19 protein-coding genes and 2 pseudogenes are annotated in these 18540 nt (G+C 70.2%); 10 read left to right on the top strand and 11 right to left on the bottom strand.

The features are described 5' to 3' along the window. Window positions 1-123: 123 nt before the first annotated feature. Entirely contained in the window at window positions 124-531 is a 408-nt protein-coding gene (locus AC069K_RS29145; RefSeq protein WP_365105249.1) for a rodlin, read from the bottom strand. Window positions 532-707: 176 nt separating this feature from the next. Here AC069K_RS29145 and AC069K_RS29150 point away from each other — a divergent pair, with 176 nt between their 5' ends. Continuing rightward, on the top strand, window positions 708-908 hold the full coding sequence (locus AC069K_RS29150; RefSeq protein ID WP_365105251.1) for a hypothetical protein: 201 nt from the start codon (window positions 708-710) through the stop codon (window positions 906-908). 70 nt (window positions 909-978) lie between these two features. On the opposite strand, the gene AC069K_RS29155 is transcribed toward AC069K_RS29150, so the two are convergent. Beyond that, window positions 979-1389: a rodlin gene (locus AC069K_RS29155; RefSeq protein WP_358834944.1), complete on the bottom strand. Its 411-nt coding sequence runs from the start codon at window positions 1387-1389 to the stop codon at window positions 979-981. 153 nt (window positions 1390-1542) lie between these two features. Continuing rightward, entirely contained in the window at window positions 1543-1950 is a 408-nt protein-coding gene (locus AC069K_RS29160) for a hypothetical protein (protein ID WP_365105255.1), read from the bottom strand. A 193-nt stretch (window positions 1951-2143) separates the two neighbouring features. On the opposite strand from AC069K_RS29160, the gene AC069K_RS29165 reads away from it, so the two are divergent. The 5 genes from AC069K_RS29165 to AC069K_RS29185 all read left to right on the top strand — a co-directional run bounded on the left by AC069K_RS29165 (window position 2144) and on the right by AC069K_RS29185 (window position 7750). Beyond that, complete coding sequence (locus tag AC069K_RS29165) at window positions 2144-2554, top strand: rodlin (protein ID WP_365105258.1); 411 nt, start codon at window positions 2144-2146, stop codon at window positions 2552-2554. Between the two features lie 313 nt (window positions 2555-2867). Next, complete coding sequence (locus AC069K_RS29170; RefSeq protein WP_478621368.1) at window positions 2868-3101, top strand: chaplin; 234 nt, start codon at window positions 2868-2870, stop codon at window positions 3099-3101. Window positions 3102-3213: 112 nt separating this feature from the next. Continuing rightward, window positions 3214-5016, top strand: a complete 1803-nt coding sequence (locus AC069K_RS29175; protein ID WP_478621370.1) for a chaplin — start codon at window positions 3214-3216, stop codon at window positions 5014-5016. Between the two features lie 416 nt (window positions 5017-5432). Continuing rightward, a complete protein-coding gene (locus AC069K_RS29180) occupies window positions 5433-6911 on the top strand; it encodes a glycoside hydrolase family 26 protein (RefSeq protein ID WP_478621372.1) in 1479 nt (492 codons plus the stop codon). A gap of 107 nt (window positions 6912-7018) precedes the next feature. After that, window positions 7019-7750: an endonuclease/exonuclease/phosphatase family protein gene (locus AC069K_RS29185; RefSeq protein ID WP_478621396.1), complete on the top strand. Its 732-nt coding sequence runs from the start codon at window positions 7019-7021 to the stop codon at window positions 7748-7750. A 107-nt stretch (window positions 7751-7857) separates the two neighbouring features. Here AC069K_RS29185 and AC069K_RS29190 read toward each other — a convergent pair whose 3' ends face one another. From AC069K_RS29190 to AC069K_RS29210, 5 genes and pseudogenes are all read right to left on the bottom strand, one after another. After that, window positions 7858-10836 carry an FG-GAP repeat domain-containing protein gene (locus tag AC069K_RS29190; RefSeq protein WP_478621374.1) on the bottom strand — a complete coding sequence of 993 codons (2979 nt, stop codon included), beginning with the start codon at window positions 10834-10836 and terminating at the stop codon, window positions 7858-7860. Window positions 10837-11023: 187 nt separating this feature from the next. Beyond that, window positions 11024-11227, bottom strand: a pseudogene (locus AC069K_RS29195) (TetR/AcrR family transcriptional regulator); the annotation flags it as partial. 219 nt (window positions 11228-11446) lie between these two features. Then, window positions 11447-11842 carry a PIN domain-containing protein gene (locus AC069K_RS29200; RefSeq protein WP_358834938.1) on the bottom strand — a complete coding sequence of 132 codons (396 nt, stop codon included), beginning with the start codon at window positions 11840-11842 and terminating at the stop codon, window positions 11447-11449. Beyond that, window positions 11839-12123 carry a hypothetical protein gene (locus tag AC069K_RS29205; RefSeq protein ID WP_358834937.1) on the bottom strand — a complete coding sequence of 95 codons (285 nt, stop codon included), beginning with the start codon at window positions 12121-12123 and terminating at the stop codon, window positions 11839-11841. The genes AC069K_RS29200 and AC069K_RS29205 overlap by 4 nt, the downstream gene beginning before the upstream one ends. A gap of 164 nt (window positions 12124-12287) precedes the next feature. Beyond that, on the bottom strand, window positions 12288-13685 hold the full coding sequence (locus AC069K_RS29210) for a sporulation protein (RefSeq protein WP_478621377.1): 1398 nt from the start codon (window positions 13683-13685) through the stop codon (window positions 12288-12290). A gap of 334 nt (window positions 13686-14019) precedes the next feature. Here AC069K_RS29210 and AC069K_RS29215 point away from each other — a divergent pair, with 334 nt between their 5' ends. Beyond that, complete coding sequence (locus AC069K_RS29215) at window positions 14020-14463, top strand: class II glutamine amidotransferase domain-containing protein (RefSeq protein ID WP_365105270.1); 444 nt, start codon at window positions 14020-14022, stop codon at window positions 14461-14463. Between the two features lie 241 nt (window positions 14464-14704). Here AC069K_RS29215 and AC069K_RS29220 read toward each other — a convergent pair whose 3' ends face one another. Beyond that, window positions 14705-15256, bottom strand: a complete 552-nt coding sequence (locus AC069K_RS29220; protein WP_478621379.1) for an N-acetyltransferase family protein — start codon at window positions 15254-15256, stop codon at window positions 14705-14707. Further along, a complete protein-coding gene (locus AC069K_RS29225; RefSeq protein ID WP_478621381.1) occupies window positions 15253-16530 on the bottom strand; it encodes an XRE family transcriptional regulator in 1278 nt (425 codons plus the stop codon). Before AC069K_RS29225 ends, AC069K_RS29220 begins: the two co-directional genes overlap by 4 nt. Window positions 16531-16775: 245 nt before the next feature. On the opposite strand from AC069K_RS29225, the gene AC069K_RS29230 reads away from it, so the two are divergent. Genes AC069K_RS29230 through AC069K_RS29240 form a run of 3 tightly spaced genes read left to right on the top strand, consistent with a single transcriptional unit; the run spans window position 16776 to window position 17596 of the window. Next, window positions 16776-16979, top strand: a complete 204-nt coding sequence (locus tag AC069K_RS29230; RefSeq protein ID WP_478621383.1) for a hypothetical protein — start codon at window positions 16776-16778, stop codon at window positions 16977-16979. A gap of 54 nt (window positions 16980-17033) precedes the next feature. Further along, complete coding sequence (locus tag AC069K_RS29235) at window positions 17034-17267, top strand: hypothetical protein (protein ID WP_478621385.1); 234 nt, start codon at window positions 17034-17036, stop codon at window positions 17265-17267. Beyond that, a complete protein-coding gene (locus AC069K_RS29240) occupies window positions 17264-17596 on the top strand; it encodes a hypothetical protein (protein ID WP_478621387.1) in 333 nt (110 codons plus the stop codon). The genes AC069K_RS29235 and AC069K_RS29240 overlap by 4 nt, the downstream gene beginning before the upstream one ends. 336 nt (window positions 17597-17932) lie before the next feature. Here the strand turns inward: AC069K_RS29240 and AC069K_RS29245 are convergent. Beyond that, window positions 17933-18279, bottom strand: a pseudogene (locus AC069K_RS29245) (transposase); the annotation flags it as partial. Window positions 18280-18540: the final 261 nt, after the last annotated feature.

An 18540-nucleotide genomic window follows, 5' to 3' on the forward strand; every position in this document is an offset into this window, starting at 1 on the left:
GGGAGGAAAAAAAAAACAAAAAAAAAAAAACCCTCCCCCCCCCCCCCCCCCCCCCCCCCCCCCCCCCCCCCCACCCCGGTGGGCCCGGACCGTGCCGCGCGCGGCGGCACCGGGCCGGGAACGTCAGCTGCCGGAGGCGGCGTTGCCCGAGAGGACCGGGATGTTGTCCAGGATGTGCGACAGCTGCGCGTCGTCCTGCTGCTGGGTCGAGTTCTCGGTGCACTGCTGGTTCTGCTGCTGGGTGAGGACGTAGATGTCCTGCAGGCCCACGTTGACCAGAGCCACGATGTTCTGCACGTCGACCTTCTGGAGAGCGCCGAGGCAGAGCTTGTTCAACGAGCCCTGGACCAGGCTCATCTGCGGGCTCATGTCGCCCTCGGTCTTCGACTGGCCGTACGCCTGACGGCTCTCGTTCCCGTCGTACGCCGTGGGGCCGTCGTCGTTCCCGATGGCCATGGCCTGGGGCGCCACCATCATCGTGACACCGGAGATGGCTGCGGCAACGGTCGCGGCCGACCACAACTTCTGCATGTTGGCTCCTCATTGACTCAGACTCCACGGGCGGAGATCTGTGACCATCAACGGATACGACCGGAAGCGGTTGCTGTCCGTGACGATGAATAGCCCGAATGGCGCAGTCCAGCCGTGAACCGGCCCGCCGCACGGTATGGGTGTCGGGGAATCCGCGAGAAGCCGAGGTGACACAGATGCCGCAGCCCGAACACGCCTGGCACCGAAAGGCGTTCATCCCCGCCAGCCGCAAGGAGAGCCCCGAACCGGCCGACCCCGCCGCGCCGCCCATCTACCGCGCACTCGCCGCCACCTGGGCGGCCCAGGGCCGCACCCTGCCCGGCGGCCCCGACCGCGAGTGGCGGACCGTCGCCGCCCGCCCCTGCTGGCCCGTCTGACCCCGCCCGGCACCGGGTACGTCGAAGGGCCGCACCGGCCGACGAGGCGGTGCGGCCCTTCGACGTCGTGTCAGCTGCCGCTTCCGCCGTTGCCCGACAGGAGCGGGATGTTGTTGAGGATGTGCGAGAGCTGCCCGTCACCCTGCTGCTGGGTCGAGTTCTCCGTGCACTGCTGGGTCTGCTGCTGGGTGAGGATCGGGATGTCCTGGATACCCACGTTGACCAGGGCGAGGATGTTCTGCACGTTCGCCTTCGCCGGCAGGGCGATGCAGGGCTTGTTGAAGGAGCCCTGGATGAGCGCGATCTGCGGGCTCATGTCCCCGTACGTCGCGGAGTTGCCGTAGTACTGCATCGCGCTGTTGCCGTTGTACGCCGTGGGGCCGTTCTCGTTCCCGATGGCCAGGGCCTGGGGCGCCGCAGCCGCCGAAACTGCGACGACGGATGCGGAAACGGCGGCTGCCGCCATAGCCTTCTTGAACACGCTGGTCCCTTCCTCATGGAAGCCCCGTCCGGAATGGAGCCCCGTCCGGAGCTGTCGGAGCTATCTGGATCAACTGACTTGTCGCGCTATGGTTTCCCCCCTTCACCCGTACGGCGGACGCGCCACCACCCGTGGGGCTGACCGCCGGGGACCTCAACCGGGTCGGGGGGCCGACCTGTTGGGGCGGCGGTGCAGATGCAGGAACGCCAGACGCGTGTTCGTCTCGGCGGATCGCAGGTGGGGCGGGCCGGAGCGGGATGGAGCGGCCGGCTGTTCGCCGAGCCCGGCGAACAGGTGCCAGTCGTCGGGCGACACCCGCCACGACAGTCGCCCCGCCGCCGTGTGCACGTGCACCAGCGACCAGCCCGTACGCTCTGCGGTGACATCACCGCCGTGCAGCCGCGCCACGTAGGAGATGAGGGCGGCGCGTTCCTGGTGCAGGGCGTCCAACTGGTGGTGCAGGGCCGCCAGCCGGTCGACGAGCCTGAGCTCCCGCTCGCTCCAGAAACCGCGGCGCCGCCGTCTGCCGGCGCCCGCGTCGGGCGCGCTCGCGCGCTTCAAAGGGCCTCCTGGTGGTGAGAAACGAAACGGAATGATAAACGGCCCGCATACGCCCGCCCCCATGGCGCGCCGCGTGGCAGCACGAATTCGGTTCCCCACCGATCGGGTGAATGGGCGTCACTAAACTCCACCAAGGCAGTTGATCGGAGTGCGGTAAACGCGTGAACTCCTCTCTCCAGAAAAGGAACACCCTGTGATCAAGAAGGTTATGGCGGCTACGGCGGTCACCGCGTCCATCCTCGGTGCCGCGGCCGTCACCGCTCCTCAGGCCATGGCCATCGGCAACGACAACGGCCCCACCGCCTACAGCGGCAACGGCTCGAAGCAGGCGTACGGCAACCAGAAGACCGAGGGCGACATGAGCCCGCAGCTCAGCCTGGTCCAGGGCACGCTGAACAAGCCGTGCATCGGCCTGCTCCAGAAGCTCGACGTGCAGAACATCGTGGCTCTGGTCAACGTGGGCATCCAGGACATCTACGTCCTCACCCAGCAGCAGAACCAGCAGTGCACCGAGAACTCCTCCCAGGAGGAGGGCGACGCGCAGCTGTCGCACATCGTGGACAACATCCCGGTCCTCTCGGGCAACGGCGCGTCCGGCAGCTGATCTCCGCTCTCGGCGAGTTCACTGAGTGACAGAGCTGCCGGCACCTCCTTTCCCGGGGTGCCGGCAGCTTCGTTTTCTTTTTCGCACATTCGTCACCCTGTTCTCGGAACAGGTTCTCGCGGCGACCCCTCTTAGCGCGTTGCGGTGTTCGTGCCCGTAACGGCGCGACTGCCAAGCGAGTGAATATGCGGCAGGCGCCCGGGCGCTGGTTTCCTTTACCGCGGCGGATCGTTATCAATCCGTCAGCGGTGCTCTCCTGTGCGCCGTGCGCGACTATTCGTTGCGCTGCCTTTCTCAAAGGAAAGAGAAACAAGTGAAGTACATGAAGACCGCCACCGTCCTGGCCGGCCTCGTCATGGCCACCGGCGCGGCCACCCCCGCCCTCGCCGACGCCGGCGCCCAGGGCGCGGCGGCCCACTCCCCGGGTGTCCTGTCGGGCAACGTCATCCAGGTGCCCGTCCACATCCCCGTGAACGTGTGCGGCAACACCATCGACATCATCGCGCTGCTGAACCCCGCGTTCGGCAACGAGTGCAAGAACGACTGACACCGCACCAGGGATTTCTCCCGTCGGCTTCGGGACGTGCGGCGGCACACCCCGAAGCCGACTCCCGAACCGAGAGCGCGAGCAGACCGTGAGCCCCCAGGAAGGCACCGCATTGCGACAGGTCATCAAAAAGACGCTGTTCACCGCCATGGCGGCGAGCAGCGTTCTCTCCATGAGCGGCGCCTGCGCTCACGCGGCGGATGCGCATTCCGAAACCGGTGATTCTCCGGGCGTCCTGTCCGGCAACTCCATTCAGGCACCCCTGGACGTCCCGGTGAACGCCTGCGGAAACACGGCCAACCCGGTGGGCGCCCTCAACCCGTCGTTCGGCAACGGGTGTTCGCACCGACCGGACGAGGACGACGCGTACGAGCGGGCGTACGAGCGCGCCTACCAGCGGTACGCCGACAACGACGAGGGCGACGACGGCCCGTACGGACGCGGACGCGGCGGGGGTTACGGCGACGACCGCCACGACGACCGGTACGAGCACGGCGGTTACCACGGCCGCGACTACGACCGGGGCCGCGACTCCGGTTACGGAGACGAGTACGGCTACGGCGACGACTACCGCCGGGACGCGTACGGCCGGGACGACTACCGCCGCGAGGAGCGCCACCACGTCGCGCCCTCCGGCACCCACGCCGAGACGCACGGCTCCCCGGGCGTCCTGTCCGGCAACGCGGTCCAGGCGCCCGTCAAGGCGCCGGTGAACCTGTGCGGCAATACCGTCAACATCATCGCTCTGCTCAACCCGGCGTTCGGGAGCACGTGCACGACCACGGAGAGCGCCGGCCCGCGCCACGCGCGCCCCGCGCACCACCCCCACCCGACCCCCCGGGCACACGTCCCCGCACCCCCGCCGACGGCCCCCGCCCCGGCACCGCACCACACCGCGCCCCACCACCCGGCGCCCCACGCCCCGAAGCCGCACCACCAGGCACCGCAGCATGCGGCACCGCAGCACCAGGCGCCACATCACCAGGCCCCGCAGCATGCGGCCCCGCACCACCAGGCACCGCACCACCAAGTGCCGCAGCACCCCGCTCCGCACCAGACGGCTCCGCACCAGACGGCTCCGCACCAGGCGGCCCCGCACCACCAGGCACCGCACCACCAGGCACCGCACCACCAGGCTCCGCAGCATGCGGCCCCGCACCACCAAGTGCCGCAGCACCAAGCGCCGCACCACCCGGCTCCCCACCACCCAGCGCCTCACCCGCCGGTCGCGCACCCGCCGGTCGTACACGCCCCGGCGCCCAAGCCGCCGGCGCACCACGTTCCGGCAGCGAAGCCCCCCGTGCACCACGAGCACGCGAAGCCGCCGGTGCACCACCACCCGTCCGTGCCCAAGCCCCCGGCCCCCAGGCCGCCGATGACGCAGGTACCGCCCGCGCACGAGCAGCCGGCGCCGCAGCAGCCGCCTGTGGCCCAGCCGCCCGTGGCCCAGCCCCCGGCCGCCCAGCCGGCGGTGGTCGCCCCGCCCGTGGCCACGCCGCCGAAGGTGACGCCGCCGGTGACGGTCCCGCCGAAGGCGGACATGCCGCCGGCGCAGCCGTCCGGGCAGGTGCCGCCGCAGAAGCAGACGCCGCAGGTGGCCAGGCCCGAGGTACCGGCCAAGCCGGAGGTGCCCGCACAGCCCGCGACGCCGCCGCACGCCGTGGCCCCGCCTGTGACCCGGGCGATGCCGCCGCAGCCCGTACGCCCGTACAAGCCCCGGCACGCGGCTCCGGCGGCCCCGGCCGTTCATGAGACCGCGCCCGAGGCGCCGGGCCGTCCGCAGCTCGCCGCGACCGGCGGCGACGCGGACATGCTGGGCGTAGCGGGAGCGGCAGCCGTGGCGCTGCTGGTCGGGGGAGGGATCCTCTACCGCAGGGGCACGGCCGCAGCGGCGGCCGTCCGCAACGGCAGGTAGGCAGAAGAAGGCCGGGAGAGCCGGAGGGCGCTCTCCCGGCCGGGAGACGGTGACACACCGTCACATCGGGGGCGCTCGTCCACGGCAGGAAGAGCCGACGGCTGGCGGACGGGCGCCTTATCACGCACCGTCGAGTGCACCACACCGGCGACGCCCCGCCGATCCATGTTCACCCGTACGGCGGATACGTCACCCGGACGAGACGCCACAGGCGCGCAACCACCCCGGCAACCGAACTCCACACCCGCGAGGCGCAGTTCCCCGCGGGTGCACACGCATGCCCGGGCACTCCTCCTCCCCGTCCCCCAATAGGGGGATCAACGCACCCGACGGATTATCTTCCCGATCAGCGTAATAAGAATATTTTGCGATCGGGTATATCGGGTAGGGGGGAAATCCGTCGTGGAGGAGTGGACATGCGCCAGGGGAAACACCGCAACGGAAAAAGCAACACCGCGGAGCACCGGCGGAAAACCCCCTCGGCCACGGCAACCCGCCGCGCGCTGGGCGCGATCGTGGCGGCGGGCGCCCTCGCCTCGTGCCTCGCGGTATCGCCCCCGCTCGGCGACCCCGCACCCCCCGCAGGCGCCGACCCCGGCCTCAAGCACCCCTCCACCGCCTGGTTCGGCGCGTTCCTGGAGTCCGACGAGCGGGGCGTGCAGCGGATGGCAGAGCTGGAGAAATGGCTCGGCGGAGCCGATCTGAGGGTGGGGCACACCTATCTGCCGGGGGAGACCTGGAGCGACATCGAGGGCCGGGCGCGCTTCCTGGAGCGCTGGGCCGGCTGGCGCCGCCAGCGCGAGGACCGCCTCTTCGTCCTCAACGTACCGATGCAGGCCCACGACGAGGAAGGCATCTCCGACAACGGCGTCCGCAGACTACTGAAACAAGGCCAGGAAGGCCTTTTTGACAGCCATTTCAAAAAACTCGCCGAACGCCTGGTCGCACTGAACATCCCCGACACGGTCATCGTGCTCGGCTGGGAGATGAACGGCACCACCTACACCCACCGCTGCGCCCCCGACCCGGAGGCGTGGAAGGCGTACTGGCGGCGCGCGGTCACCGTCATGCGCTCGGTACCGGGCCAGAAGTTCCGCTTCGACTTCGCGCCGAGCCGGGGACGGGACGCCGTGCCGTGGACCGAGTGCTATCCCGGCGACGACGTCGTGGACGTGATCGGCATGGACTCCTACGACCAGCCACCGGGCCGGAGCTTCGACGAACAGGTCAAGGAACCGTACGGCCTCCAGCAGCACGTCGACTTCGCCGCGGCCCACAAGAAGCAGATCTCCTACCCGGAGTGGGGGCTCTTCCGTAACGGTGACAACCCCGAATACATGCGGCGCATGCTGGAGTGGATGGACACCCACAGACCGCTGTACAACACCATCACCGACTACTGCCCGCACGGGGTGTGGCAGTGCGACGCCAACCCGAAGGCGGCGAAGGTGTACCGAACGCTCCTGTTCGGCCGCACGGAACCAACCCCGACGCCCCCGGTCACACCCCCGGTAACCCCGCCGGTCACCCCGCCCGTGACTCCACCGGTCACACCACCAGTACCACTGCCGCCGCTGACACCTCCAGCCCCACTGCCAGTCCCACTGCCGGTCACACCTCCGGTATCGCCTCCAGCGGCCACGCCCGCGCCGAGCCCGGTCACCCCACCGCCCACGCCCACACCCCCGCCCACGCCCCCGACGGCCCCACCCACGCCTCCTCCGCCTGCGCCTACGCTTCCCCCGGCCACGAGACCCACCACCCCGCCCACCACCCCGCCCACGGACCTGACCCTCCCGCCCACCTGCCAGCCGATGGACGTGGGCCCCTGGGTCGAGTACTGGATCGGGGGCAAGCTCTGCCTGCGATTCGACTGGTACTCACGCCGGAGCTGACCCCCGACGACAGGGAAACGCTCAAGGTGAGGTGAGGTGAGGCGGGACGAGGCCAGGTGGAAACGGCAAACACGGAGAGGGGAGGGGAAGGCGTGGAGGACCTGCCGATGTCGGCGACGGAGCCCGATGGCTCCGCGGTCGTACGGGTGCTCAGCTACAACGTCCGCTCCATGCGTGACGACGTCGCGGCGCTGGGCCGGGTGATCCGGGCCTGCCGTCCGGATGTGGTCTGCGTCCAGGAGGCGCCGCGGTTCTTCCGCTGGCGCAAGGCCGCGGCACGCCTGGCGAAGGCGTCGGGGCTCGTCTACGTCACGGGCGGAGCCACTGCTTCGGGCCCGATGATCCTTTCCTCCCTCCGTGCGCACGTGGAGCGCACGGAGGACGTCCTGCTGCCGCGCACCCCCGGCCTGCACCAGCGTGGCTTCGCGACGGCCGTGCTGCGTTTCGGCCGGGCCAGGCTCGGCGTGCTGAGCTGCCACTTGAGCATCGACGACGAGGAGCGCTACGAGCAGGGCCGGCTGCTCCTGGACCAGCTGTCCGCCCTGGACGTCCCGCACGCCGTCGCCGCGGGCGATCTCAACGACCGCCCCGACGGCCGCACCTTCCACCTGCTCGCGGGAGTCCTCCAGGACGGCTGGGCGACGAAACCCTGGGGCCGCGAGCACACCACCCGGCTGGGCGACCCCCTCCAACGCATCGACGCGGTCTTCGCCACCCCCAAGATCCACGTGCTGGGATGCGGCGTACCGATGGGCCTGCCCCACCTCCCGGAACAAGACCTACGAGCAGCCACGGACCACCTGCCGGTACTGGCGTCTCTACGGGTCCCGGCCACGTAAGGCGAAGCTGCGCAGCAGGGGGCAGTCCCGCGCGTACACCGTGACGTACATGGGTGCGGGCCCGTGCAAAAGCTGCACGGGCCCGCACGCTGGGATGGAGCAGTGGATCAGAAGAGGTACTTGTACATCTGCCAGCCGCCGCCGACCTTGTTCCGGGCGGAGAAGTTGCCCTTGCCGTCCGCGGCGTAGGACCACAGCACGCCAGTCGTGTCGCGGGCCACCAGGTCGAGCTTGCCGTCACCGGTCATGTCACCGACACCGACCAGCGTGTCGTAGACCTGCCAGCCGCCGCCGATCTTCACCCGGGTGTCGAGGGTGCCCTTGCCGGTGCCGGGGTAGAGCCACAGGACGCCCGAGGAGTCGCGGGCGATCAGGTCCGTCCTGCCGTCCCCGTTCAGGTCTCCTCCGCCCGCCGCCAGCAGGTAGGACTTCCAGCCGCTGCCGATCTTCACACGGGCCTTGAAGTTCCCCGAGCCGTTCGCCTCGTAGAGGTACAGGTCCCCCGTGGACGCCTCGCGGGCGATCACGTCCGCGTGCCCGTCACCGGTCATGTCGCCCGGGGACGTCAGCGCGTCGAAGATGTTCCAGCCGCTGCCGATCTTCGCGTACGGGGTCGACGGGGTCAGCGCCTTGCCCGCGGGCTTGTACAGGCGCAGTTCCCCGCTGGTCAGACGGACCAGGACGTCATTGGTCCCGTCGCCGTCGACGTCGTCGAACGGAACAGCCGCCGACATCGTGTGCGCGTCCGTCCAGCCGGAGCCCGACACCTTCCCGTCGAGCAGTCCGTCGTCGCCCTCGCGGAGGTCGGCGGTGCCGCCGGGCGTGACGGCCAGCAGGTCGGCGAAGTCGACGGGGCTGGCGATGTAGTCACGCCAGATCGGGGCGGTCCTGACCGTGCCCTTCACATCGAAGGGGGTGGTGATCTCCTGGTCCGGACCGCCGTCGGCGGGAACCATGGCCAGCTTCCACTCGTACGCGCCCGGGGTCAGCTCCTTGCCGGCGGAGTTCTTGCCGTCCCAGTCCAGGCGCACCACACCGCGGGTCTCCACACCCGTGGCCATGAGGACCGTATTGCGGGTGGCGACGTTCACCAGCGCCAGATCCCAGGAGACCAGCGGCTTGGACGCCCACCACCGCACGCTGCGGGCCGCCGACTTGGCGTCCACGCTCGACGGGAAGTCCGTGTCCAGCGCGGCGAGACGAGTGCTCGCGACCCCGGACGGGGCCACCCTCGTGTCGCCCTGGGCGTCCACGTACGCCACCGTGCCGCCGAAGCGGTCCACGGTCCAGCCCCGGCCGGGCGCGGCCACGGCGGGCTTGCCCACCGGGTGCGTTCCCTTCGTGCCGTGCAGGTCCGTGACGCTCAGCAGGCCGTCCTTCTGCCAGGCGACATAGCCGTCACCGAGCAGAGCGCCCTCATGCGCGGGCAGGAGGGTGTTCTTGTCGGTCAGGGTGTCGTACACCCCCGACTTGTCCCGGTCGCACTCCCAGTAGACGTCGGTGCCCTGTGCCTGGAGGGACGTCGTCAGGCACGGCGCCATCATGTCCTTGCCGGTCGGCCTGCCCGTACGGACGTCGAACGCCCGCGACAGACCGGGCTCGCCACCGAGCCACAGCGTGCTGCCGGAGAGGGCGAAGCTACGGGAAGACGTACCCGTGTAGACGACCGACCCCGTATCGAGATCGGTGACCTGGACGCGCTCGTCCTTGCGCCAGGTGGCGAGGTAGCGGCCGGACACACGCAGCAGGTCCGCCTTGACGCCCAGCGTCCGCCCGGGCAGCTTGGCACCCGCGTCGAGGACCTTCACGGTGCCGTCGGCCAGCCGGTAGACCAGACGTCCGTCACCGGTCGCCTGGATGTCCGGGGTGCCGGCCACCGGGAAGTCGGCGGCGTCCGTGCCCCGGTCGGTGCGCGGCCCGGCGGCCAGCGGACCCGTGACCGAGAGGTCGATCCCGCTCAGCCGCGTGTGCCCGCCCTCCTCGTCCGGCACCCGGTCCACCGAGGTCAGCCGGCCCTGCGCCACGGCGAGCGCGCTGGGAACCGACGCCAGGGACGGCGACTCGCGGACCCTGGTGGGCTCCAGCGAGGAGCCGACCGCGTACACGCCCTGGTGGCCGTCGACGACCGCGCCGATCAGCATGGTCCCGTCGGGCTTGAAGCGAGCCATCGCGGTCGCCTTCTCCAGCACGACGCGCTCCGGCCCGCCCGTGAACGGCACCGCCACGACACGGTAGTCGAGCGAGGAGTAGTGCTCCTGGCCGCCGGTGGAGATACGGCGCGCCACCAGAACGCTGTCCCCGACCGCGCCGAGCAACTGGGCGCTGTCATAGCCCGCAATCGTGAGGTGGTCGGTCGCGGACCAGAAGTCCGAGGTCTTCCAGACCGATGCCTTGCCGTCCTTGGTCCACTGGACCAGGCGGTCACCACCGACCTCGATGCGGCCGTTGTCGTACTCGTCCGCCGTGAGGTGGGTGGAACGGGCGACACCGTCCTTGCCGAGCCAGCACAGCAGCGTCATACCGGAGATCTTCTGCTGGACGAGGATGCCGTCCTTGTTGTGCGTGTAGAGCGACTCCAGCGTGCCCGAACCGCTGACAGCCTTCTCCTGGAGGACGTCGCCCTCCCAGTACTGCAGGCGCATACCGAGCGTGCCCTGGCTGACGACCACGTCACCGAAAGCCCCGGCGAACCGCTGACCCGCGGGCAGCGGTACGGTCCGCTGCGTGCCGTCCTTCATGTTGCGCTGGACGACCGACCCGGCGTCCTTGCCGGTGAGGACGAGGACGTCGGTGCCGGTGCCCCAGGCGGTGTCCATGCCCTCCGGCATGACGACCCGCTCGGTGGAACCGCCCGCGTACGAGGTCCAGTTGAACCCCGACTTGGTCCACCCGGACAGATAACCCGTCTCGCCCGCCCCGTTGATCACGGTCGCGTTGGCGTCAGGCGTGCGCTCGGCGGGAACGGTCAGCTCCGCCGGCGCGTCCGCCGCGAAGGCCGGAGCCGCCGCCAAGGGGGCGATAGCCCCCGCGAGCCCGAACGCCGTAACCGCGGCGACCGCACTCCGTATGAGTGTGTGACGTTTCATTGCTGCTGCTCCCGAACATCTCTGGGCATGGGATGGCACACGGGCGCGGCGAACTCCGCGACCCCGAGCACAGAACAGCCCCCCGGGCTCTCCGACTCCCCACGCACGTACTGAGACGCACGAAAGATCACTTCAGTTGTACGGGGGACGCGCCCCGATCAGAACACCCGCGCGCACCCGGAAAGCGTCACGCCGACGGCCGGGTGAGTTGGGCGTCCACGGCGTCCAGGACCCACTCCAGGCCAGTGGCGAAGGACGTCTCGGCGTCCACGTCCGTGCCGTCGTACACGGCCTTGGCCGGCGCCGGGAAGCGGCCCGTGTCCAGCATCCTCGTCGGATGCGGACCGGAGGCGCGCTGCCGGTCGTGCTTGGACAGACCCGTGGCGCCGGCCCCGCGGACCTGGACGAGGCCGTCCGCGCCTTCGAGGAAAGATGTGGGCACGGGCCCGGCCTCTGGGCAAAGATCACAACGCCCGGCCTGGAACGCCCCGTAAGCCCGGACCTCACCGAAGCCCTCACCTTCTTCGACGAGGTCCAGCCGTCCTGACCGAGGTGCCGGGCGTGCCGAGGGTGTTCCGAGGCCAGGTCTGGTGGCAGGCAGGCAGGCAGGTCAGTGGAAGCCGAGCATGCCGGGGGTGTCGATGCCGATGGCGAGGATGCCGGGCGGGTAGCGGTCCTCGTCGTCGGTCAGGAGAATCGGCATGCCGCCGGTGCCGGTGCGGCGCAGTGCGGTGTAGAGGGCGTGGCAGGTGTCCAGGGCTCCGTAGCCGTCGCGGACCATGGTGCCCACGGCCGGTGCGTCGATCTGCCCGAGCGTTTCGACGTCGGCGCACGGGTAGCCAAGGACGGCCCGGGCGGCTCCCGGCTGGCGCGCCTCGGCCTCGGCCAGACACAGCGCCGGCACCAGCAGCCGGTCGCCGCCGGCGGTGATGTTGACCGCGAGCGCGTTGAGCGCCTTGTGCCCCGCGGCCAGCGCCATGACCGCACTGGTGTCGACGATGATCACGCGGCGTCCCTGCCAGGCAGGGCCAGAAGCTTCTCCGCCGCGATCCGCCGCAGATTCCCCAGCACATCCAGCGTCGCGAACTCCTCGTCGCTGATATCGACGCCGATCACCTCACGCGCATGCGCCCGCGCCGCCGCCACTTGCGCGGCCCGCTGTGCGGCGGTGGGCTCCGCGGCCGCGAGCACGTCGACGAGCTGCCCGATGTTCAGCCCGCGTTCCTCGGCGAGCTGGGCGAGGTGGTCGCGGGTCTGCTTCGTCACCTGGATCGTCGTATTCGCCATAGAGTGACCATAGCACTTCTATAGCGACTTGCGGGGTGTGCTCTTCGCGCACAGAGGGCCGCAGGGGCTGGCACGACAGGGGCGCTGCCGGCACGCCCTTGTGCCGCGCGCAGCGGCGGGGGCGACTCCACCGATCACCCGGTCAGCAGGACGCGCGAACGTGCTCAGGCGGCGACGCCGAGTTCGGTGCGGGTGCGGTGGATGAACTCGCGGACGGCCGACTCCCGCCGCCAGGGGGCGAGGGCGGTGTTGAACTCCCGGACGTAGTCCTTGGCGCGGGAGGACTGGACGCGGGCGAGGATGTCCACGGAGCGGTTGCCGAGTTCCAGGCCGTGGTCGAGGTCGCGGGCCTGGAGGTGAGCGGTTCCTACGATCGCCAACCGCATCCCGACTGAGCGGGTGAACACCCCGGTGGGCATGGCGGCGGCCTGCTTGTTCCAGGCCAGGGCAACCTTCGGGTTCCTCAGGTCGCGGAAGATCTCGGCGGCGTCCGCGGAAAGGCGGGCGTGGTGATAGAAGTCGATCCAGGCGGGCTCTGAGCCGCTGGATGCCTCGGCCAGGTTCAGGAGGTCCTCGGATGCCTTCAGGGCCCGAGAGGCGGCCTTGGCGTCCCTCTCGCGGGCATGGGCACGGGCCTCGATGAGCTTGGTGAACGCAAGGACTCTCGGCACGGCATGGCCCTTGGCGCGTTCGAAGGCGCCCTGGGCCATGTCGACGGCCTCGGAGGCGAAGCCCCGCATGAGGGACTGCATGGCCATCGTGGTCAGCACATAGCAGCCGAGCTGTACGTCGCCGCCGGCGCGGGCCAGGCGGAGGGCCTGGATGAAGTGACGCTGGGCGGCGTCGTGCTGGCCGACATCGAACGCGGTCCACCCGGCGAGCCGCGACAACTCGGCGGTCACGGAAAACAGTTCGCAGCCGATGTCGTCGGAGAAGGTGCCCTCCAGGAGAGGGGCAGCGCGGCGTTCGAGGCAGTCGGTGACGGAGTTCGCCTTCCAGTTCCCCCCGCCGTACTTGGAGTCCCAGCGGCGGGCATCGTCGGCGGCGTCCCGCAGTTCGTCCAGGTCGGCCCTGCCGACCTGGCCCGAGCCCCGATGGTCGGCCCTTTCGTCGGCGGGGCTGACCAGCCAACGGGTGACGGGGACGGCGAACGCGGACACGGCAAAGCCGGAGCCGGCCTGATTGAGGAAGTCGCGGCGGTTCACGGAGCTCCAGAACGAAGTGGCGACGCGGACGGCGTCGGCGGGATCTCGCGGGAAATCCAACCCCACATCCGCCTGGATTGTCTCCGCCTCGCCCATACCGATTTCGGCGAGACCGACGGGCCGCCCGAGCCGTTCGGAGACCGCCTGCGCCAGCAGCTTCGGCACCGGCCACTTGGGCACCATGCCGCGCACGCACCAGTTCGCGATCGAGGTATGCGAGTAGTCCGTCGGGGACCCTGCCTGGTGGGCGAGCTGGTTGACGCGGTGGGCCAGAGACTTGTGGCTCGCACCACAGGCTTCGATGAGCCGGGCCAAGTCCGTGTTGGGCGGACGGCTCCGGCGGACGGCCGATGCCACGGCGGCCCCCTTGCCGGTGACTGAAGCGTTGCCCATGCGAGCCCGTGCTTCCGAGGAGTCGTACGTCTCGCATGTGCTGGGTCACCGAGGGTATTGCCTGCGGGCCCTGGATGAACCGGGTTCGCGAGTTGTGAGCCCCCCTGCGAGCCCTTCCCGGCCGGTTCGCTGCCCGGTGTGATGAGGGCCCAGGCCACCGCCGGAACTGGCGAGGCTCCTTCCGGCGGTGGCCGCCGAGAGTGCACCACGATATTCATGCTCGGGGGTGAACCAGATGTGCGGAATCGCAGGACTGGCTGGGTCGGACGCCCGCTGGCACCTGGACACGGTCCAGGCCATGGGTCTCTCACAGAACTACCGTGGCCCGGACGGCACCCTGTACGCAGCGAGCCCGGACGGACGGGCGGTGCTGTCCATGAACACGCTGTTGATCGTCGACCCGCAGGCGCTGCCCGGCCCCTACCTCGACCGTTCCTCGGGGGTGGTACTGGCCTTCAACGGGGAGATCTACAACTGGCGGCAACAGGCCAGGTCCTGGGGCATCCCTGTCGGCGAGCGGGAGACGGACGCGCACCTCGTGCTGCGGGCCTGGGCGAAGTTAGGCCCGTCCTGCCTGAACGGCTTCGACGGCATGTTCGCCCTCGCCCTCTACGACCCCCGGGTCGGCAAGCTGTTTCTGGCTCGGGACCGGCCCGGGGGAAAGCCGCTCTACTGGCGGCTCGACGGCGGTGGGCTCGCGTTCGCCTCCGAGGTCACCACCATTGATTGGAGGGGCTTCTGATGGGAATTCCGGCGGCGTTGACCATCGATGTGACGTGACGGAATGAGGCGCTGTCCGAGGTGGGAGACTCCCGGGGCGGGCAGCGCCTTTTTCACGCTCTCCGAGGCGCGTTTCGTCGCCCAGGGGAGGGCGGACGGAGCGTGGCCTCCGGTGTCGCTGGTGGCCGTGCCGGGTGGGCGCCGACTCGCGGGCCGCCTCGTTCCCGGACGGGTGAGCGGGCTGTTGTTGCCGTTTGGGAGGGTCATCGTGGTGGCGGGGTCAGAGTGCGGACCATCGCTGTGAGGAGCGGTGAGGCGGGGGAGGGCTGGCTCTGCCCGATGTCTGTGTATCCCCACGTCTGGTAGAGGGCGTGGACTTTTCCGTCTCCGGCGGCCTTGTTGACCATGAGGGTGACGTAGGGCTCTTCGCGGCCGTCGAGGAGCGCGTCATGGATGCGCCGGGCGGTTCCCGTGCCCCGCCACGCGGGGGCGACGCCGATTTCCTTCAGGGCTACGGCCGGGCGCTCGGTGTAGTGGTGGGCGGGTGGCGGGGTGATGCGCCGCCAGTAGCGGTCGCCGTGCTCGATGGTGTTCGCGTAGGCGTAGCCGACGGGATGCCCGTCGGCGTAGGCGAGGACGGCCACGAAGCCGGGGTCGGTGCCGTGCCGGTCCAGGCGTTCCCCGAAGGCGGTGACCGCGTAATTGGGCAGGTGGAGCAGCGGGGCGCGCACCTTGGCGTAGATGGCGAGCAGGTCGCCGCGGATCGGGGCGAGGGTGGTTGCGGTGCGCAGTTCGATCGCGGGTGCCGTGGTCATGCGGCGGGCCTCCAGGCGTCTGTGTGCTCGGTCCAGGTCTGCGCGGCGGGGCTGCCCGGAGCGGTTGCGCGCAGGGCGGCGCCGAACTCTTGCAGCATGCGCGCCACGCGGGCGTGATGGGTAGCGGCGTCGGCAGGGACGTTCATCGCGGTGGCCGTGGCGGCATCGGCTGCTCCCTGGGCGAGCTGCGCGTGGGCGAGGCGGGTGGTGGTGATAGCCCGGGAGCGGACCATGTGGTGCCGCAGGCCGGCCAGGCAGCGGTGGGCGTGGTACTCGGCGGTCTCGTAGTCACCGAGCGCCAGGTACGCCGACAAGGCCAGGGAGTCGAGCTCGGCCTGGTCGTAGAAGGCACTCAGCCACACCGGCCGGGCGCCGTCGGCGTCGGCGCGCTCCAGTGCGTCCTGCGCCTGGTCGAACGCGCGCTGGCACCCGGCACGGTCCTGGGCCGCACCGTGGATGGCTCCCTGGCGGGCCAGGCCCAGGGACGCGAACAGGGGGTCCTGGCGCGTGACGTGCAGCCTGCGGGCTACGTCGTTCGCGGCGAACGCGTCGGCCGGGCGGCCCAGGTGGCGGTACATCGTGCCCGCGTGGCTCCAAATGCGGAACTTGATCGCCTGGTCACCGGACATCTCGACCAGGGCCTGCGCTTCGCGCATGTGCGCCCGCGCGTCGTCGTAACGGCGGCCGTCGATAGCGGCCCACATCGCGGAGGAGCGGAAGGCGGCAGCGGAGCCGTAAAGGCTGCTGCGCACGCGCTGGCTCGCGCTGCCCGCGTTCTGCAGGTTCAGCGCTTCGTTGGCGAGCGAGGCGGCCCGCTGCTCGGTCCCGCGTTGCCCGCCGTGGCGGTGGTCACTGGCGATGATCTCAGCGAAGCGCGTCGTGAGGCGGTCGACGTCGCCCATACCGATACGGCGTGTGGTGGTGACACCGGGGACGGCGGCAGTTGCGGCGGCGGCAGCTATGCCGCCCACAAAGTTGCGGCGCTTCACGTCGGGGTCCTCCTGCGGTGATGCGGTGGCGGCGCTCTGGCCCCGTGGCACGAACCCCAGGTCCGTCGCCGTACGGCCGGTCACCTTCTTCAGAGCCTCGCGGGTGCGTGCGTTGGGCCATCTGACCCGGCCCGCCTTCCAGTCCCGCACGGCACGGCCGTCGTAGCGCCCCACTCGCCCGGTGAGGCGTTCGAGCGCTGAATTCAGCTCTTTGGCAAGGGAGTTGGAGCTGTGGCCGTGCTCGGTCATCCACGCCTCAAGGGCCGTGTTCCGCGTAGCGGTCATATCCGCACAGTAAAGGAAGCGGCACACACCGTTAGTTAAATGGTTGGTCAAATCCCCCTAGGGGAACCGCCGGGAAATTCCGCCCGTCACCTAACCCCCCGGTTGCCTGCGGGAGTTAGGTAACGGGTACAGCCCCTGACTGCCGGTAGAGACGGACTCCCCCGCGACCGCAGTCAACGGCTAGCAGAGATGGCCATCGACTTGGGCGCACGAGTGAGGTGCCTGCGAAGGGACGGCGAGAGGGCGTGGAGTACGCAGTGGACACCGCGAACAACGACCGGATCGGGGTGGTGGAGAGACGCTACGAGGGGAGTGTGTACCTGCGTCCGCCTGATGGCGGGGTTCAGTGGGCGACGGCGCCGGAGGCCCTGCGTCCCGCGCGCCCGGAGGAGCTGGTGCGGGCCCGGGTCCTGAACACCCCGGTGTCCCCCGTGCGGGGGTGGCGCTGATGTGGGCGCTGCCGGTGGGAGTGCCACCGGGGCCGAGGACCCGGACCGGGGCCCGTGCCGGTGCCGGTTTCGGAGCCGAAGTACGGCCCACCGATCCTGAGCCCCCTCGACCCGGGTTACGGCCTGGAGCCGGTCGGCGCGCCCGGGTGCGCTCTGTGCGACGCATGGACCGCGATCCGTGAGGCGGCCCGGGAGGACCGGGACCGCCACGAGGTCCGGGAGGCGAACGCGGAGATCTCCCGCCACCCCGACCATCACACGTGGCCCGGACGGGAGGCGCTGGGGTGAGTGTCAGGAGCACGGTGCGGGGTGTGGTCTACCGGGTGCTGCGCCACCCGGACAGCGAGGTGACGATGACGGCCCGCTGTATGTCGGGGGAGGGGTGCTGGTGGGAGCTGGCGGCGACCACGGACCTGGAAGCTGCGGGTGTCGAGATCCTGGCGCACACCGCCGCGACAGGCCACGGCATCTTCACGCGCCGGGTCGAGGACATGGCCGTCGTCGTCCTGGTGAACCGTGAGGAGCAGTCCCGCCGGGTGGAGGCCCACCGTCTGGAGCACGCCGCGCGGGAGCGGAGCGACGACATCGAGGCCGAGCACGGCCGGGCCGAGCGATGAGGGCCCCCGCAGGCCCGGCCAGGGGGACGAGGTAGCCGGACATCAGAATCGTGTCCATCGGCCGCCTGCACGACCAGGACGGGGGCGAGCGGGCCGACATCCACGCGCGCCACGATCGCCTGCACTATCGGCCGCAGCTCGGGTCACCGCTCCTCGAACCGAGCGCCACACACGGCCCTACCGCAGCGCGAAGCGGTCCGGCGCCCGGAAAAGCGGAGTCCAAGGTCATGAGGCGGAACCACGTGTCCTTGGACTCCGTGCGAGCGTGCGTGCCGGACGTCGCTGCGCAGGCGGGAGTCCAAAGACAGGCCTCCGAACCCGCCGGCGAACTCCTCCTCGGGTGCGGACCTGCTTGTGGGACTTGTTGTGTGCCTGTTTCCACTCAGGCAGTTCCTCGCCCTTGCAGCGCCGGTGGGGCATCACCAGGCCGGTTCCCGGGTAGCCGCCGTCAGCGATTGTCGTGGTGTTGCCGACGGCGGCCCTTGGCCCGGGCTCCGCCCGTGCCTTGCAGTCGTTGTGGTTGCCGGGAAGGGGCCGGCCGACCACCACGGCCAGACGGCTGTCGGCATCGATGACCAACCTGGTGGTTGGTGGAGTACCGATAGTCCTTGGACCGTTCGGCCTCCCGTGTCGTCGCCAGTTGGCACCAGGGCGCCGTCCACGATCAACACGGTGTCTTCAGACAAGCAAGACAGCCAAAGGAATTGACAACCAGTCAGGTTCCTGAAAGGGAAGAGCCGAGAAGAGACCCTACCCTGTCCCGTAGTCAGCCCCAGAAATTCGCGGAGCGAATTTCTGCAGGCTCGAATTGCGGAGCAATTCGAGCCGCGGACAACGGAGTTGTCCGCACCGGACAGCGGAGCTGGCCGGGAGGCCATGCGGAGCGTGGCCGTCTTTCCGCCACGTAGTGGCGGCGCGTCGTGTCTGCGGAGCAGACCGCGCGC

It is taken from the genome of Streptomyces sp. NPDC043908 (assembly GCF_056435525.1).

Bases quoted from the DNA above. Each gene is read 5' to 3' on its own strand.
- AC069K_RS29220 (WP_478621379.1), bottom strand. From the start codon at position 15,256: ATGACCACGGCACCCGCGATCGAACTGCGCACCGCAACCACCCTCGCC.
- AC069K_RS29145 (WP_365105249.1), bottom strand. From the start codon at position 531: ATGCAGAAGTTGTGGTCGGCCGCGACCGTTGCCGCAGCCATCTCCGGT.
- AC069K_RS29225 (WP_478621381.1), bottom strand. From the start codon at position 16,530: ATGACCGCTACGCGGAACACGGCCCTTGAGGCGTGGATGACCGAGCAC.
- AC069K_RS29180 (WP_478621372.1), top strand. From the start codon at position 5,433: ATGCGCCAGGGGAAACACCGCAACGGAAAAAGCAACACCGCGGAGCAC.
- AC069K_RS29205 (WP_358834937.1), bottom strand. From the start codon at position 12,123: ATGGCGAATACGACGATCCAGGTGACGAAGCAGACCCGCGACCACCTC.
- AC069K_RS29215 (WP_365105270.1), top strand. From the start codon at position 14,020: ATGGGTCTCTCACAGAACTACCGTGGCCCGGACGGCACCCTGTACGCA.
- AC069K_RS29150 (WP_365105251.1), top strand. From the start codon at position 708: ATGCCGCAGCCCGAACACGCCTGGCACCGAAAGGCGTTCATCCCCGCC.
- AC069K_RS29190 (WP_478621374.1), bottom strand. From the start codon at position 10,836: ATGAAACGTCACACACTCATACGGAGTGCGGTCGCCGCGGTTACGGCG.
- AC069K_RS29185 (WP_478621396.1), top strand. From the start codon at position 7,019: ATGTCGGCGACGGAGCCCGATGGCTCCGCGGTCGTACGGGTGCTCAGC.